At 67.8% G+C, this 14,962-nt stretch carries 14 protein-coding genes; 10 read left to right on the top strand and 4 right to left on the bottom strand.

Features of this window, described 5'->3' with window-relative positions:
- Positions 1–216 precede the first annotated feature (216 nt).
- From B3547_RS21150 to B3547_RS21195, 10 genes are all read left to right on the top strand, one after another.
- Entirely contained in the window at positions 217–1,116 is a 900-nt protein-coding gene (locus B3547_RS21150) for an aldose 1-epimerase family protein (protein ID WP_292966791.1), read from the top strand.
- Positions 1,113–1,508: a hypothetical protein gene (locus tag B3547_RS21155; protein WP_292966793.1), complete on the top strand. Its 396-nt coding sequence runs from the start codon at positions 1,113–1,115 to the stop codon at positions 1,506–1,508. Before B3547_RS21150 ends, B3547_RS21155 begins: the two co-directional genes overlap by 4 nt.
- 57 nt (positions 1,509–1,565) lie before the next feature.
- Positions 1,566–3,086, top strand: a complete 1,521-nt coding sequence (locus B3547_RS21160; RefSeq protein ID WP_125954382.1) for a peptide chain release factor 3 — start codon at positions 1,566–1,568, stop codon at positions 3,084–3,086.
- A gap of 79 nt (positions 3,087–3,165) precedes the next feature.
- A complete protein-coding gene (locus tag B3547_RS21165) occupies positions 3,166–4,035 on the top strand; it encodes an alpha/beta fold hydrolase (RefSeq protein ID WP_124810514.1) in 870 nt (289 codons plus the stop codon).
- A gap of 55 nt (positions 4,036–4,090) precedes the next feature.
- Entirely contained in the window at positions 4,091–4,822 is a 732-nt protein-coding gene (locus tag B3547_RS21170) for an endonuclease/exonuclease/phosphatase family protein (protein WP_124810513.1), read from the top strand.
- Positions 4,823–4,996: 174 nt separating this feature from the next.
- The gene (locus B3547_RS21175) at positions 4,997–5,335 is read left to right on the top strand and encodes a P-II family nitrogen regulator (RefSeq protein WP_124810512.1); all 339 of its coding nucleotides are present in this window, start codon (positions 4,997–4,999) and stop codon (positions 5,333–5,335) included.
- A gap of 35 nt (positions 5,336–5,370) precedes the next feature.
- The gene (locus B3547_RS21180) at positions 5,371–6,771 is read left to right on the top strand and encodes an ammonium transporter (protein ID WP_414690601.1); all 1,401 of its coding nucleotides are present in this window, start codon (positions 5,371–5,373) and stop codon (positions 6,769–6,771) included.
- A gap of 339 nt (positions 6,772–7,110) precedes the next feature.
- A complete protein-coding gene (locus tag B3547_RS21185) occupies positions 7,111–9,243 on the top strand; it encodes a putative bifunctional diguanylate cyclase/phosphodiesterase (protein WP_125954385.1) in 2,133 nt (710 codons plus the stop codon).
- A gap of 60 nt (positions 9,244–9,303) precedes the next feature.
- Entirely contained in the window at positions 9,304–10,434 is a 1,131-nt protein-coding gene (locus tag B3547_RS21190) for a pyridoxal phosphate-dependent aminotransferase (RefSeq protein WP_292966797.1), read from the top strand.
- On the top strand, positions 10,431–11,387 hold the full coding sequence (locus B3547_RS21195; RefSeq protein ID WP_292966799.1) for a prephenate/arogenate dehydrogenase family protein: 957 nt from the start codon (positions 10,431–10,433) through the stop codon (positions 11,385–11,387). Before B3547_RS21190 ends, B3547_RS21195 begins: the two co-directional genes overlap by 4 nt.
- On the opposite strand, the gene B3547_RS21200 is transcribed toward B3547_RS21195, so the two are convergent.
- Genes B3547_RS21200 through B3547_RS21215 form a run of 4 tightly spaced genes read right to left on the bottom strand, consistent with a single transcriptional unit; the run spans position 11,370 to position 14,884 of the window.
- On the bottom strand, positions 11,370–12,659 hold the full coding sequence (locus B3547_RS21200) for an NRAMP family divalent metal transporter (RefSeq protein WP_125954388.1): 1,290 nt from the start codon (positions 12,657–12,659) through the stop codon (positions 11,370–11,372). The genes B3547_RS21195 and B3547_RS21200 overlap by 18 nt on opposite strands.
- Complete coding sequence (locus B3547_RS21205; protein ID WP_233497444.1) at positions 12,652–13,374, bottom strand: lysophospholipid acyltransferase family protein; 723 nt, start codon at positions 13,372–13,374, stop codon at positions 12,652–12,654. The genes B3547_RS21200 and B3547_RS21205 overlap by 8 nt, the downstream gene beginning before the upstream one ends.
- Before the next feature lie 17 nt (positions 13,375–13,391).
- Positions 13,392–13,895, bottom strand: a complete 504-nt coding sequence (locus B3547_RS21210; RefSeq protein WP_124810529.1) for a YdcF family protein — start codon at positions 13,893–13,895, stop codon at positions 13,392–13,394.
- A gap of 50 nt (positions 13,896–13,945) precedes the next feature.
- Positions 13,946–14,884, bottom strand: a complete 939-nt coding sequence (locus B3547_RS21215; protein WP_223806742.1) for a cell division protein FtsX — start codon at positions 14,882–14,884, stop codon at positions 13,946–13,948.
- Positions 14,885–14,962 lie beyond the last annotated feature (78 nt).

The following is a 14,962-nucleotide window of genomic DNA, read 5'->3' on the forward strand; positions in this document are numbered from 1 at the left end:
GGCCAGGGCGTGCCCGAGGGGCAGAAGTCGCTGGCGGTGGAAGTCACGCTCCAGCCGGGCGAGAAGAGCTACGACGATGCCGCGCTCAAGGCGATTGCCGACAAGGTGGTTGCGGCGGCGGGCAAACTGGGCGGTGTGCTGCGCGGATAGGTCGACAGATCACGCGCAAGCCGCCATGCTGCACCTGCGCAGGAGGACGGCTTGCCGTGAGGGACCATGCCTGAAAATCCCGTATCCGAAGACCTCGTCACCATCGCGTCCGGCGCGCTGACCGCGCGGGTCCATCCGCTGGGCGCGGAACTGTGGTCGCTGCGCGATGCCCAGGGCCGCGAGTTCATGACCGACGCCGATCCGGCGTTCTGGACCGGTCACGCGCCGCTGCTGTTCCCGATCGTGGGGGCGCTGGCGGGGGACCGCTATCGCATCGATGGAGATACCTTCACGCTGCCGCGCCACGGCTTCGCGCGGCGGATGCCGTTCGAGCTGGCGGCGCGGGACGACGATCGCGTCACCTTTCGCCTGACCGACAGCGCGGCGACTTGCGCGGTCTATCCCTTCGCCTTCGTGCTGGAGATGGCCTTCGTGGTGGACGGTGCGACACTGCGCATGACCGCCACCGTGTCCAACCCCGGCGCCCGGCCGCTGCCGTTCGCGTTCGGGTATCACCCCGCCTTCGCCTGGCCGCTGCCCGGCGGCGCGGCGAAGGACGCGCACCGCGTGGTGTTCGAACGGGACGAGCCGGCCGCGCTGCGCGTGCTCGACGCGGCCAGCGGACTGGTCGCCCCCGAACCGCGCGCCACCCCGGTAAAGGGCCGGGAGCTGGCGCTCTCGCCCGACCTGTTCGCTGATGACGCGCTGATCTGGGACGATCTCGCCAGCCGGGCGCTGTGCTATGGCGCGGACGGCGGATCGTGGCTGGACATCGCGTTTCCGGACACGCCGATGCTGGGGCTGTGGCAGAAGCCGGGGGCGAACTACCTGTGCATCGAACCGTGGCAGGGCCATGCCGATGTGGTGGGCTTCGACGGCGATTTCCGCGAGCGGCCGGGCGTGGTGCTGCTACCGCCGGGCGAGCGGCGCCATTTTCGCATGGACGTGACGGTGCGGGCGGCGTGAGCGAGGCCGCCACCAAAACCGCGCCGCCGCGCTCGGCCAGACGGACGTGGATACTGCTGCTGGGCGTGCTGGCGGCGCTGCTGGTCTTCGCCGGCACCTACGGCCGGCATCGGCAGGAGACGGAGATCCGCAACGTCCTGTTCGCCAATTCGGCGCTGGCGGCGGCGCAGCTCGAAGGCTGCATGATGCAGCGCGTGCCGCTGGCTGGCGGCTGGAGCGCCGTACCGGAGACGGCAGGGCACCGCCGCGCGTGGAACGCGGCGCGGACCCTGCGCGTGGACGTGATCGATCAGGGCGCGCGGCGTCGCCTTGAAATCGCGGCGCAAGGCGGTCGCGCGCTCGATGCCGGGGAAGTGGCGGCGCTGAAAGCCTGTCTGGGCGGCCAGCGTTAGCGTCCTGGCCCGCTGGACGATGGACGCCGGGCGGCCCCTCGGCTAGGGGCGCATCCCATGTCCAATCGCCGCACCTTCGCCATCATTTCGCACCCTGACGCGGGCAAGACCACGCTGACTGAAAAGCTGCTGCTGCAAGGCGGCGCGATCCATCTCGCGGGCGAGGTCAAGGCGCGCGGGCAGGCGCGGCGCGCGCGGTCGGACTGGATGAAGATCGAGCAGCAGCGCGGCATCTCGGTCACGTCTTCGGTGATGACGTTCCAGAAGGACGGCATCGTCTTCAACCTGCTCGACACGCCGGGCCACGAGGACTTCTCCGAAGACACCTACCGCACGCTGACCGCGGTCGATTCGGCGATCATGGTGATCGACGCGGCCAAGGGCATCGAGCCGCAGACGCGCAAGCTGTTCGAAGTGTGCCGGATGCGTTCGGTGCCGATCATCACCTTCGTCAACAAGGTCGATCGCGAGGGCCGCTCGGTGTTCGAGACGCTGGACGAAGTGGCCGATGCACTGGCGCTCGATGTGGTGCCGATGGCGTGGCCGATCGGCATGGGCGGCCTGTTCCAGGGCGTGCTGAACCTCGCCACCAACCAGATCAGCCGGCCCGAGGGCGACAGCCGCGAATTCCTGGGCAAGGTGGAGCCGGCGGCCGATATTCCCGATGACATCGCCGAGGAGATCGAGCTGGCGCAGGCGGGCTATCCCGAATTCGATCTCGAAGCCTATCGCCATGGCGACCTGACCCCGGTGTTCTTCGGATCGGCACTCAAGAACTTCGGCGTGGCCGAATTGATCGACGCGATCGCGAAATACGCGCCGCCGCCGCGCCCGCAATCGTCGGAGCAGGGCACGATCACGCCGGAGCGGCCCGACGTGACCGGCTTCGTGTTCAAGGTGCAGGCCAACATGGACCCGCAGCACCGCGATCGCATCGCGTTCATGCGCATGGTTTCGGGCACGTTCAAGCGTGGGATGAAGCTGACTCCGTCGGGGCTCGGCAAGCCGATCGCGGTCCATTCCCCGATCCTGTTCTTCGCGCAGGACCGCGAGATCGCCGATACGGCGGAAGCCGGCGACATCATCGGCATTCCCAACCACGGCACGCTGCGCGTGGGCGATACCCTGTCCGAACGCAACGACGTGCGCTTCACCGGCCTGCCCAACTTCGCGCCGGAGATCCTGCGGCGTGTGGCGCTGAAGGACCCGACCAAGACCAAGCAGCTGCGCAAGGCGCTGGACGACCTTTCCGAAGAAGGTGTGATCCAGGTGTTCTACCCGGAGATCGGCGCGCAGTGGATCGTCGGCGTGGTCGGCCAGCTCCAGCTCGACGTGCTGATTTCGCGGCTGGAGGCGGAATACAAGGTGGAAGCGGTGCTGGAACCATCGCCGTTCGACACCGCGCGCTGGCTGAAAGGCTCGCCCGAGGCGCTGAAGGCCTTTGCCGATTTCAACCTGTCGAATCTCGCCAAGGACCGCGATGGCGATCCGGTGTTCCTGGCGCGCTCGGCCTGGGATGTGGGCTACCAGCAGGAGCGCAACCCCGAGCTGGCCTTTTCCGCGACCAAGGAAAGATAGCCGCCGGCCGCCGCCATAAGGGTGGACTTCCGGCGCGTCTCCTGTTGCACTGCACCCAACGAAAAGGCAGGAGGGAAGGATGGATTTGCTGGGACCCACTTCGCAGAGCTTCGTCTCGCAGCGGCTGCGGCTGCACTATGTCGACTGGGGCAACACTGAAAAGCCGCCGCTGCTGCTGATCCACGGCGGGCGCGACCATTGCCGCAGCTGGGACTGGACGGCCGAGGCCCTGCGCGAGGACTGGCACGTCATCGCCATGGACCACCGCGGCCACGGTGACAGCGAATGGGTTTCCGACGGCAATTACCGCACCATGGACATGGTCTATGACGTGGCGCAGCTCGTCCACCAGCTCAACCTGGCGCCGGTGACGATCGTCTCGCATTCGTGGGGGGCCAACGTCTCGCTGCGCTATGCCGGTCTGTTTCCCGAAGACGTGCGCAAGCTGGTGGCGATCGAGGGCATCTTCCCCACGCCCGAATGGGAAATGCGGATGAAGGACGTGCCCTTCGCGCGGCGCATCCGCGAATACATCGCCGAAAAGCGCAAGGCCGCCGGCCGCCTGCCGCGCCGCTATCCCACGCTGGAAGACGCCTATGCGCGCATGAAGGCGGAAAACCCCTATCTGACCGACGAGCAGGCGCGGCACCTGACCAAGCACGGGATCAACCGCAACGAGGACGGGACGTTCACCTGGAAGTTCGATCCCTACGTCCATCTCGACCATCCGTTCGACATCAGCAACGAGCGCAAGCACGAGCTGTGGGAAGCGATCACCTGTCCCACGCTGCTGCTGAATGGTGCGGATTCGTGGGCGGGCAACCCCGAGCGTGACGGGCGCATCCGGCATTTCCGCGACGCCACGGTGATCGAGTTCGAGAACGCCGGGCACTGGCTGCACCACGACCAGTTCGGCCGCTTCATGAAGACGCTGAAGGACTTCCTGTGATCGCCGGTCCGATCGTGCCGGCGCTCAACGCCTTGCGCTGACTGCGGCCCCGGCGGTGCGGCTTACGTTCGCCAGCTACAACATCCACAAGGGCGTAGGGCTGGACCGGCGCCGCGATCCCGATCGCATCCTGGGCATCCTGCGCGAGATCGACGCGGACGTGATCGCGCTGCAGGAAGCCGATCGCCGGTTCGGCACGCGCGAGGCGGTGCTTTCGCGCCAGGCAATCCTCGAGCACAGCCCCTGGCGCCCGATCGCCCCGAACGGGGCGATGACCGGACGCGGCGGTGGCGCCCGCCCGGCGAGCATCGGCTGGCACGGCAACGTCCTGCTGGTGCGCCGCGAGATCGCGGTGGACGCGGTGGGCGCGGTGCCGCTGCCGACGCTGGAACCGCGCGGTGCGATCTGCGCGGACCTGCGCGTGGGGCAGGCCCGCCTGCGGGTGGTGGGGATGCATCTGGATCTGTCGGGCTTGCGCCGGCGGCACCAGTTGCAGGCGATTTGCGATCATGTGGAGCGCTGCGCCGGCGCGGCGCCCACCGTGCTGATGGGCGACATGAACGAATGGTCGGCGGCGCGCGGCGCCTTTCGCGGGCTGGAGGAAGGCTGGCGCCTGCTTGCACCGGGGCGCAGCTTTCCGGCGCGGCGGCCGGTGGCCCAGCTCGACCGGATCGTGGTGAGCGGCGAATGGCAGGTGGAAGACCTGGGCGTACACCACAGCGCGCTGTCGGCGGTCGGTTCCGATCATCTGCCCGTTTGGGCGCGCCTGGCGCTGCGGTCTGCCTAAAAATTAGGCAAAAGGTCCGTTTTGCACAAGATTCGGGCTGATTGCGGCCGGCGCGGGCGAATTTGCGTCCAAAAATCCTCGGATTCCTGAACTTTCGGTAAATGGCACGCCCTTTGCTTTGAGAAATCTCGCCGGCGGGTCGCCCGGCGTAGAGGCCTGGAAAGGGGGGCGTGAATGAAGTTCATCATCGCCATCATCAAGCCGTTCAAGCTGGACGAAGTGCGTGAAGCACTGTCGGCTCTGGGCGTGGCAGGGATGACGGTGTCGGAAGTGAAAGGTTTCGGTCGGCAGAAGGGGCAAACCGAAATCTATCGCGGCGCCGAGTACTCCACCAACATGCTGCCCAAGGTGAAGATCGAGATTGCGGCCAGCGATGACCTCGCTCCGCAGATCGTCGAGACGATCCAGCAGACCGCCAGCACCGAAGCGATTGGCGACGGCAAGATCTTCGTTCTGGATCTCGCTTCCGCCACGCGCATCCGCACCGGTGAATCCGGGGACACCGCGCTTTGATTTCCGACACGAGGGGAACCCATATGATCCGTAAGATGATCAGTGGCGTTGCGGGCGTGGGCGTATCGCTCTTCGCTTCTACCGCCGCTTTCGCACAGGCCGGCCCGATCAAGGCGCCGACCGCCGAGCAGATGGCCACGATGGTCAACAAGGGTGACACCACCTGGATGCTGCTTTCGGCCACGCTCGTCCTCCTGATGAGCATTCCCGCACTCGCGCTGTTCTATGGCGGTCTCGTTCGCACCAAGAACATGCTCAGCGTGCTGATGCAGGTTTTCATGATCGTGTCGGTCGCCGCCCTGTGCTGGGTGAGCTGGGGCTATTCGATGGCCTTCACCGGCGGTTCGCCGTACTTCGGCGGCCTTTCCAAGATGTTCCTGGCCGGCGTTTCGGCCTCGACCTACGCCGCGACGTTCTCGAACAACGTCTACATTCCCGAATATGCCTACGTCATCTTCCAGATGACCTTCGCCTGCATCACGCCGGCGCTGATCGTCGGCGCGTTCGCGGAACGCGTGAAGTTCACGCCGCTGATGATCTTCACGGTGCTGTGGCTGACGCTGGTCTATTTCCCGATGGCCCACATGGTGTGGTACTTCGCCGGTCCTGACTTCCTGGCCGATGCGCCGACCGATGCCGGTCTGCTCTATGGCTGGGGCGCGCTGGACTTCGCGGGCGGCACCGTCGTTCACATCAACGCGGGTATCGCCGGCCTCGTCGGCTGCCTCGTGATCGGCAAGCGCGTGGGTTATGGCAAGGAAGCCACCCCGCCGCACTCGCTGACCATGACCATGATCGGCGCCTCGCTGCTGTGGGTGGGCTGGTTCGGCTTCAACGCCGGTTCGAACCTCGAAGCCAATGGCCTGGCCGCACTCGCCTTCATCAACACCTTCGTCGCCACTGCCGCCGCCGCCGTTTCCTGGGCGATCGTCGAGCAGATCAAGCACGGCAAGCCCTCGATGCTGGGCGCCGCCTCGGGTGCCGTCGCCGGCCTCGTCGCGATCACTCCGGCCGCCGGCTTCGCGGCGCCGATGACCTCGATCATCCTGGGTCTCGTCGTCTCGCCGATCTGCTTCCTGTTCGTCTCGACCGTGAAGAACGCGCTCAAGTACGACGATACGCTCGACGTCTTCGGCGTGCACTGCATCGGCGGGATCGTCGGCGCGATCGGCACCGGCATCGTCGCCAACCCGGCGTTCGGCGGCCAGGGCTGGGTGGACTACACCGTGTTCCCCGCCGTTGCCGGCAAGTACGACATGGCGGCCCAGGTCTTCACCCAGATCAAGGCCGTGCTGCTGACGCTGGTCCTCTCGGGCGGTGTCTCCGCGATCCTCTTCTTCGCCCTCGACAAGACCATCGGTCTGCGTCCCAGCGAAGAAGCCGAACGCGAAGGCCTCGACATCACCGAGCACGGCGAACGCGCCTACAACTACTGAGTTACCGAGCTTGGCGGGGCGGGGGGTGTGATCCTCTCCCTCTCTCCCCCGACCCCGCCAGACGATGTTCCTCCTGCGAACAGACTAAGGCCGGAGTGCTAGCCCACTCCGGCCTCTTTTATTGTCTGGCGCAAAAGGAGGGCGCGACAGGCGCCCGGAAAGGTCCGCCGTTGGAAAAATGCGCGGCGCTTAAGAGCTTTGCAACCGCTGGTCGATACTGAGGTCACTTCGGCTCAACACCCAGAGCATACGAAAGACTACGTAGTGGGCAGCAACAAGCTAAGAAGTCTGTTGGGGCGTCGGTCCGGTGCAGGAGAAGGAAACTCCCGGGCGCGGCGCATGTCGCAAGGGGATGCGGCGGCTCTCTGTTTCGCTTACGAGGATCTGGGCCTCGGCAGTTTCTGGACGACCGATGGCGAGGGGCGGCTGACTTACATGTCGCCCGCCGCGCAGGCGCTGCTCGGCGGCGGCGAGGACGGCCTCATTGGCCGGCCTTTCCTGGAGCTGTTCCTGCCGCCCGATCGCGAAGCCGAAGGAGACAGCCAGCGGGCGCTGTCCTTCGCGCTGGCCCGCCGGGGCCGCTTCGAGCGCGTGATCGCCCGGAGCGAGGCCGGGGGACGGGGCTGCTGGTGGTCGATCTCGGGCGAACCGCAGAGCGATGGCAATACCTTCACGGGTTTTCGCGGGCACTGCGCCGACATTACCGGCGAGCGCGAATCCGCCGAGGAAAGCTCGCGGCTGGCCATGCACGATCCGCTGACCGGGCTGCTCAACCGCCGCCGCATGACGCAAGTGCTCGAACGCACGCTGACCGCCTACGCACTGCAGCGGCGCTCTTGCGCGATCATGCTGATCGACCTCGACCGCTTCAAGCAGGTCAACGATACGCTGGGCCACGCCGCCGGTGACGCGCTGCTCAAGCAGGTGGCCGATCGTCTGGTGAAGATCGTGGGCGACAAGGAAAAGGTCTGCCGCCTGGGCGGCGACGAGTTCCAGGTCATCCTGCCCGATCAGGAAGATCGCGGCGTGCTGGGCGACATGGCCACCTCGATCATCAGCAGCATCTCGCAGCCGTATTCGATCGAAGGCAGCCGTTGCACCATCGGCGCGTCGGTGGGCGTGGCGGTCGCGCCGTTCGACGGGCAGGCCAGCGAGGAACTGGTGCGCAACGCCGATCTCGCGCTCTATGCCGCCAAGGGCAGCGGGCGCGGCCGGTTCCGCTTCTTTTCGAACGACCTGCTGAAGGCGGCCGAAGATCGCCGCGTGCTGGAGGAAGACCTCATCGACGCGCTGCCGAAAGGCCAGCTCGAACTGCACTACCAGCCGATCGTGAAAGCCACGTCAAACCAGATCGTCGGGATGGAGGCGCTGTTGCGCTGGAATCATCCCGAGCAGGGCTGGATTTCGCCCGCGCGGTTCATCCCGATCGCCGAAGAATCGCACCTGATCTGCCGCATCGGCGAATGGGTGCTGCGCAAGGCGTGTGAAGACGCGGCCTCATGGCCGGGCGACGCGCGCGTGGCGGTCAATGTCTCCCCCATCCAGTTCGCGGATTCGTCCCTGCCCGCGCTGGTGGCGAGTGCGCTGGCGTCGTCGGGGCTGGAGCCCGACCGGCTGGAACTGGAAATCACCGAAGGCGTGTTCCTGCAGGAAGGCGGGACCACCGACGCGATGTTCCGGGCGCTGAAGGATCTGGGCGTTCGCCTGGCGCTCGACGATTTCGGCACCGGCTATTCCTCGCTCGCCTATCTGAAGACCGCGCCGTTCGACAAGATCAAGATCGACCAGAGCTTCGTGCGCGGCGCGACGGGTTCGGGATCGCGCAACCGCGCGATCATCGCCGCGATCGTGGCGCTGGCCAAGGCGCTGGACATGGAAACGACGGCGGAAGGCGTCGAATCGTTCGACCAGTTCGATCTGATGAAAAGCCTGGAAGTCAGCCATGTGCAGGGCTTCATCTACAGCCCCGCGATCACCAACGACGATTTCCTGGCCCGGCTGGATGGCGATGGATGGATCATCGCCCCGTCCGGACCCGCGCGGCAGCGGCATGACCGGCAGGCGATGTTCCGCCGGATCGGCGCGATCCACGAAGATCACTACTATCCGATCGTGCTGCGCAACCTGTCGGTATCCGGCGCGCTGATCGAGGGCATGGTGGACGTGCCACTGGGCACGAAATTCGTGCTCGATCTGGGTGACGGCCAGCTGGTCATCGCCACGGTGCGCCGTTCGCGCAAGCACCAGCAAGGTGTTGAGTTCGAACAGGAAATGGTGGCGGATGGCAATGGCGGGCTGTGTACGCGCCATCGCGTTTCGCCCTATGCCCTGACGGCGGCGGGCCTGACCCAGACGCCGGGCCATGCCGGGCCGATGCTGATCACCCGCAGCGAGGACGGCCGCGTCATGCTGCCCGCGTTCAGCCTGGCGAGCGAATGGAACGGAGCCGCCCTGCGCACCGAGGCGGCCTGAACGGCAGGCGCGGGCTACCCGTTGCGGAATTTGTCCACGCCGCCTAATGCCCGGCGCATCATGGCAGACGCGCAGACATCCCCGGACCGGCCGCAACCCAAGGAATGGATCAAGGCGATCCACGCCTATGTTCCCGGCAAGTCCACCGGGGCCGACGGGCGTCCGCTGATCAAGCTTTCGGCGAACGAGAACCCGCTGGGCACCAGCGCCGCCGTGCTCGCGGCGCGTGGTGGTGCAGGGCACGGCGCGGGGGAACCTTCGCGCTATCCCGATCCCGACAGCAAGGATCTGCGCGCCGCGCTGGGCGCGTTGCACGGCATTTCCGCCGATCGCATCGTCATGGGCACCGGTTCGGACGAACTGCTGCACATCGCGGCGCAGGCCTACGCCGGGCCGGGGGACGAGATCGTCTACGTCCGCTATGGCTTCTCGGTCTATGACATCGCCGCGCGCCGGTGCGGCGCGGTGCCGGTGGTGGCGCCGGACGCGGACTATGGCACCGACGTCGACGCGCTACTGGCCTGCGCGACCGAGCGGACGCGGGTGGTGTTCCTCGCCAATCCCAACAATCCCACGGGCAGCTTCCTGCCGCGCGAAGGGATCGCCCGGCTCCACGCCGCGCTGCGCCCGGACGTGCTGCTGGTGATCGACCAGGCCTATGCCGAATATGTCGCGCCGGGGGATGACGATGGCGCGCTTGCCCTGGCGGCCAGCGCGGCGAACGTGCTGGTGACGCGCACGTTCTCGAAGATCTATGGCCTGGCGGGCGAACGCATCGGCTGGGCGACGGGCGACGCCGCGATCGTCGACATGCTCAACCGCATTCGCGGCCCGTTCAACCTGTCGCTGACGGCGCAGGCAACCGGGCTGGCAGCGGTGGCGGACCAAAGCTTCGTGGAGGCATCGCGCCGGCACAATGCCGCGCAGCGCGCGAAGTTCGTGGCGGCGCTCAACGCGCTGGGCAACCACGGCATCCGTCCGTTGCCGAGCGAGGCGAACTTCGTGCTGATCCTGTTCGAAGGCGCGCTGAGCGCCGAGGCGGCCTATCTGGGGCTGATGGAGCACGGCTACATCACCCGCTGGCTGCCGGGGCAGGGGCTGCCGCAGGCGCTGCGCATCACCATCGGCACCGAAGCGCAGATGGACGAGATCGCGGCCGCGCTGCGGCAGATGTGCGAGACGGCGAAGTGACGACGTCCGCGCCCGCGCCGTTCCGCCACGTTGCGGTGATCGGGCTGGGCCTGCTGGGCGGATCGGTCGCCCGCGCGGTCAAGACCTACGCGCCCGATGCCACGGTAAGCGGCTTCGACGCCGATGCCGCCGTGCGCCGGCGCGCGCGGGAGATCGCGCTGTGCGATACGATCGCTGAAAGCGCGGGCGAGGCGGTGCGCGAAGCGGACCTTGTCGTACTGTGCGTGCCGGTGGGCGCGATGGGTGCTGCCGCACGGGCACTCGCGGCGGACCTGCCGCACGGCGCGCTGGTGACTGACGTGGGATCGAGCAAGGCCAGCGTGGCGCGCGCGCTGGCGGACGCGCTGCCGGGCCATGCGGTGATCCCCGCGCACCCCGTTGCCGGGACCGAGCAGAGCGGGCCGGACGCGGGCTTCGCCACGCTGTTCCGCAACCGCTGGTGCATCCTGACGCCACCCGCCGATGCCGATCCGGCGCTGCTGGCGCGGCTGGCCGCATTCTGGGAAACGCTGGGCGCGCGCGTCGATATCATGGATGCCGAACACCACGATCTGGTGCTTGCCGTGACCAGCCACCTGCCGCACCTGATCGCCTATACGATCGTCGGCACCGCGTCGGATCTCGAGGCGGTGACGCAGAGCGAGGTCATCAAGTATTCGGCCGGCGGCTTCCGCGATTTCACCCGCATCGCCGCGTCGGACCCGACGATGTGGCGCGACGTGTTCCTGAACAACCGCGATGCGGTGCTCGACATGCTCCAGCGCTTCACCGAGGATCTGATGGGGTTGCAGAAAGCGATCCGGGTCGGCGATGGCGCGGCGCTGTTCGACCACTTCGCCCACACCCGCGCGATCCGCCGCTCGATCATCGAGCAGGGCCAGGACGATGCGCGTCCCGATTTCGGTCGCGTTCACGACGCGGGCACGGACCGACGGTCAGGCCAGCAGGAATAGCAGGGCTACGGCCGCCATCACGGCGGTGGAAAGCCAGCCGCCGAGCGCCAGCGCCGGCGAGATGACGAAGGCGCCCATTACGCGCGGATTGCGGGCGATAAGCATGGTCACCACCATCAGCGGTGGCGCCAGCAGCCCGTTGACCACCGCGGCCCAGTACAGTGCGTGCATCGGATCGATCGCCAGCAGGTTGAGCGCGATGCCCGCCGCCGTGGCCAGCGCGATCACGGCATAGAACGCCTTGGCTTCGCGCAGGCGCCGATCCAGCCCCTCGCTCCAGTCGAAGGTTTCGGCGACGGCATAGGCGGCCGAGCCGGCCAGCACCGGAATGGCGAGCAGGCCGGTGCTGACAATGCCCAGCGCGAACAGCACGAAGGCGAAGTCTCCGGCCAGCGGACGTAACGCGGAGGCGGCCTGCACCGCGCTGTCGATTTCGGTGATGCCTGCCCGGTGCAGCGTTGCCGCCGTGGCGATGACGATGAAGATCGCGGTCAGGTTGGAAAAGACCATGCCCACCAGCGTGTCGATGCGGATGCGGCGCAGCTCCGCGCCGGCGGTGCGCGGCGCCACGCAGAGCGGCTTGGTGTGGCGGCGGCGCTGTTCTTCCACTTCCTGCCCGGCCTGCCAGAAGAACAGGTAAGGGCTGATCGTGGTGCCCAGCACCGCCACCAATGCCATCACGCTGGCCTTGTCGAAGGCCAGGTGCGGGATCAGCACGCCCCGGGCCGCATCGTCCCAAGATACGTGCGCCACGGCCGCCACCGCGAAATACGACAGCAGCGACAGGGTCGTCCATTTGAGGATGCTCGCATAGCGGGCATAGCTGACGAACACTTCCAGCGCGATGCTGAGCAGCCCGAAGCCGATGATGAACGGCATGTCGGGGCCGGGCAGGATCAGGGTGAGCGCCGAGCCCATCGCGCCCAGGTCGGCACCCAGGTTGATGACGTTGGCGATCAGCAGGAGCATGACCACGCCCCGCAGCAGCGGCCGGGGGTAATGGTCACGCAGGTTGTGGGCTATGCCCCGCCCCGATACTGCGCCGATCCTGCCGCAAATCTCCTGGATCGCGGTCATCAACGGCAGGCTGAACAGCAGCGTCCACGCCATGCCATAGCCGAACTGCGCGCCGACCTGGCTGTAAGTGCCGATGCCGCTGGGGTCGTCGTCGGCCGCGCCGGTGACGAGACCCGGCCCCAGCACTGCGAGAGGGGAACGGCGGGGCGGCGCTTCTTCGCCGGCTTCTTCGGGCGGCTCGGGGGCGTCAGTCATGCAGCACGTTGAGCGCCGCCAGAACCCGGGCCTCCACCTCGTCGCGGGGAAGCCCGGCGGGAATCTCCTCGCCGAAGTGATAGCGGACGGTGCCCGATCGTTTCCACAGCCGATGGTAGAGCGGGCCGCTGTTCACCGCGACCGGAATCACGGGCAGGTTCAGCAGCTTGTAAAGCCCGGCGAAGCCCGATTGCAGCGGCGCGGCCGAACCGTGCGGCACGCGCGTTCCTTCGGGAAAGATCACCAGCGGACGGCCGTTGGCGATCAGCCGGCGCGCCTCCGTCAGCATCGTGCGCAGGGCCTTTGCCCCGGCATCGCGCTCCACCCCGATCAGGCCATAGCGGACCCCCGCCTTGCCCCACAGCGGCAGGCGCATAAGCTCCATCTTGGCGAAGACGACCGGCGTATCGAACGTGGCGGGCAGCTCGATCGCCTCATAGAACGATTCGTGCCGGATCGCGTACAGCACGCCGCCGCGCGGGTGGGCGACGTTGCTTTCGCGCCGGATGCCCAGCAGATAGCGGCAGCAGGCGCGGTGATACTTGCCCCAGCTGCGGATGGCCGAGCGGAAACGATGTTCGGAGACGGACATCATCAGCGCCACCCAGATCACCAGGAACACCGTGCCCGTGTAGAACACCAGGTAGAACGCCAGGCTGCGCGGGATATCGAGGATGCTGCCGCGCGGCTGCGGCGGTGCCATCGGAGACGTCATGGTGGCGCTTGTCCTTGTTACCAGCCGGCGGCCCATGCGCCGATGCGGGCAAGCAGCTTGTTGTATTCTAGGAACAGGATGCGCAGCGAAGGGCGCGACGGCACGGCATCGCGCACGATCACGATATCGTCGGGCAATGCGGCGGCGAGGTCGAACGCGGCGCGGCGCATGTGCCAGTCGGTGGTGATGAGGCGGATCGAATGCAGGCGCTGCGCCGCCACCCAGCGCGCCGCTTCCAGCCCGTTGGAGCGGGTGTCGACCGAATCGTATCCCAGCGTGATGCAGCATTGCAGCAGGCGCGGCTCCACCCCGTATTCGGCCGCGAATTCGCCCGGCTTCACTTCGCGGTCCACCCCGGCGATCAGCAGTTTGCGCGCGTGGCCGGCGCGCAGTTCCGTCAGCGCGCGCGGGATGCGACCGCCGCCGCCGGTCACCACGACGATGCCGTCGGTGGTGCGGTCGTCGGCCGGCTGGGGCAGCAGCAGCGCGAACCACAGGAAGCCCAGCACCCAGGCGAGCATCGCCAGCGACGCGATGCGCCGGAACAGGCCGGGAGGCTTGCGCAGCCGCCTCACAGCATGCGCCTCAGGTTGCGCAGCACCGAAACACGCGCCGTCACCACCGCCAGCGCCACGCCAGCCAGCGGAATCGCGGCGATCACGATCCAGTCGCTCCACAGCAGCCCGGCGGACGTGGTCATGCCCGAGCCGAGCGCCGCGAACTGGCGGCCCAGCAGCACCACCACGATCAGGCCCACCAGCAGGCCGACAATGCCGCCCGCCGCCGCGTCCATCGCCATGCTGCGCTGGAAGATCCGCGCGATCTGGTTGTCGGTGCCGCCCAGCATGTGGACGATCTCTATCGTATCGCGATGATTGCCAAGCGCATTGCGCGAGGCCAGCAGTACGGCGGCCACGGTGGCCAGCGCCAGCAGCGCGATCAAGCCGCCAGCCAGCCATTGCAGCGCGTGGATCGCGGAAAAGACCGGGGTCAGCCAGCCCGCCTGCGCATCGACGCGCGCGGCCGGGGCGTTGCGCGCCACCCGCGCGCGCAGCGCGGCGATCCGGTCGGGCGTGGCATGGCCGGAAAGGCGCACGTCGAGCAGCGCGGGGATGGGCAGGGCTTCCACGTCGTCGCCGGGGCGGGTGCCCAGCCACGGTTCGACCAGCGCGTTCAGTTCCTCCTGCGGCACGACCCGCGCCGAGACCACGCCCGGCGCGCCGCGCAGCGTGGCCAGCGCGGCCAGCGCCTGCCGGTTGCGCTCGGCCGGCGCGGCGGACACGACCTGGACCGTGACGCCGCCTTCGACGTCCGCGCTCGCGGTCTGCGCGGCGTTGCGCAGGGCCAGGCCGCTGGCCGCCGCCACCACCGTCAGCGCGATCATGATGGCGATCACCCAGGGCATCGGGCCGGACAGGCGCGCTTCGGGCAGCAGGCGCGCCTCGTTGTTGCCCGCACGATCGCGCCGGCCATCGGCCATCGCCGCGCCAAGCCAGGAAAAGACGTTCATGGTGCGACGCTTTCAGGCCCGGGCTGGCCCGCCGCCGCCACCCCCGCTGCCGCCACCCCCGCTGCCGCCCCCGGCGCG

Origin of the sequence: Novosphingobium sp. UBA1939 (assembly GCF_002336885.1) — a bacterium.
Lineage (GTDB): Bacteria > Pseudomonadota > Alphaproteobacteria > Sphingomonadales > Sphingomonadaceae > Novosphingobium.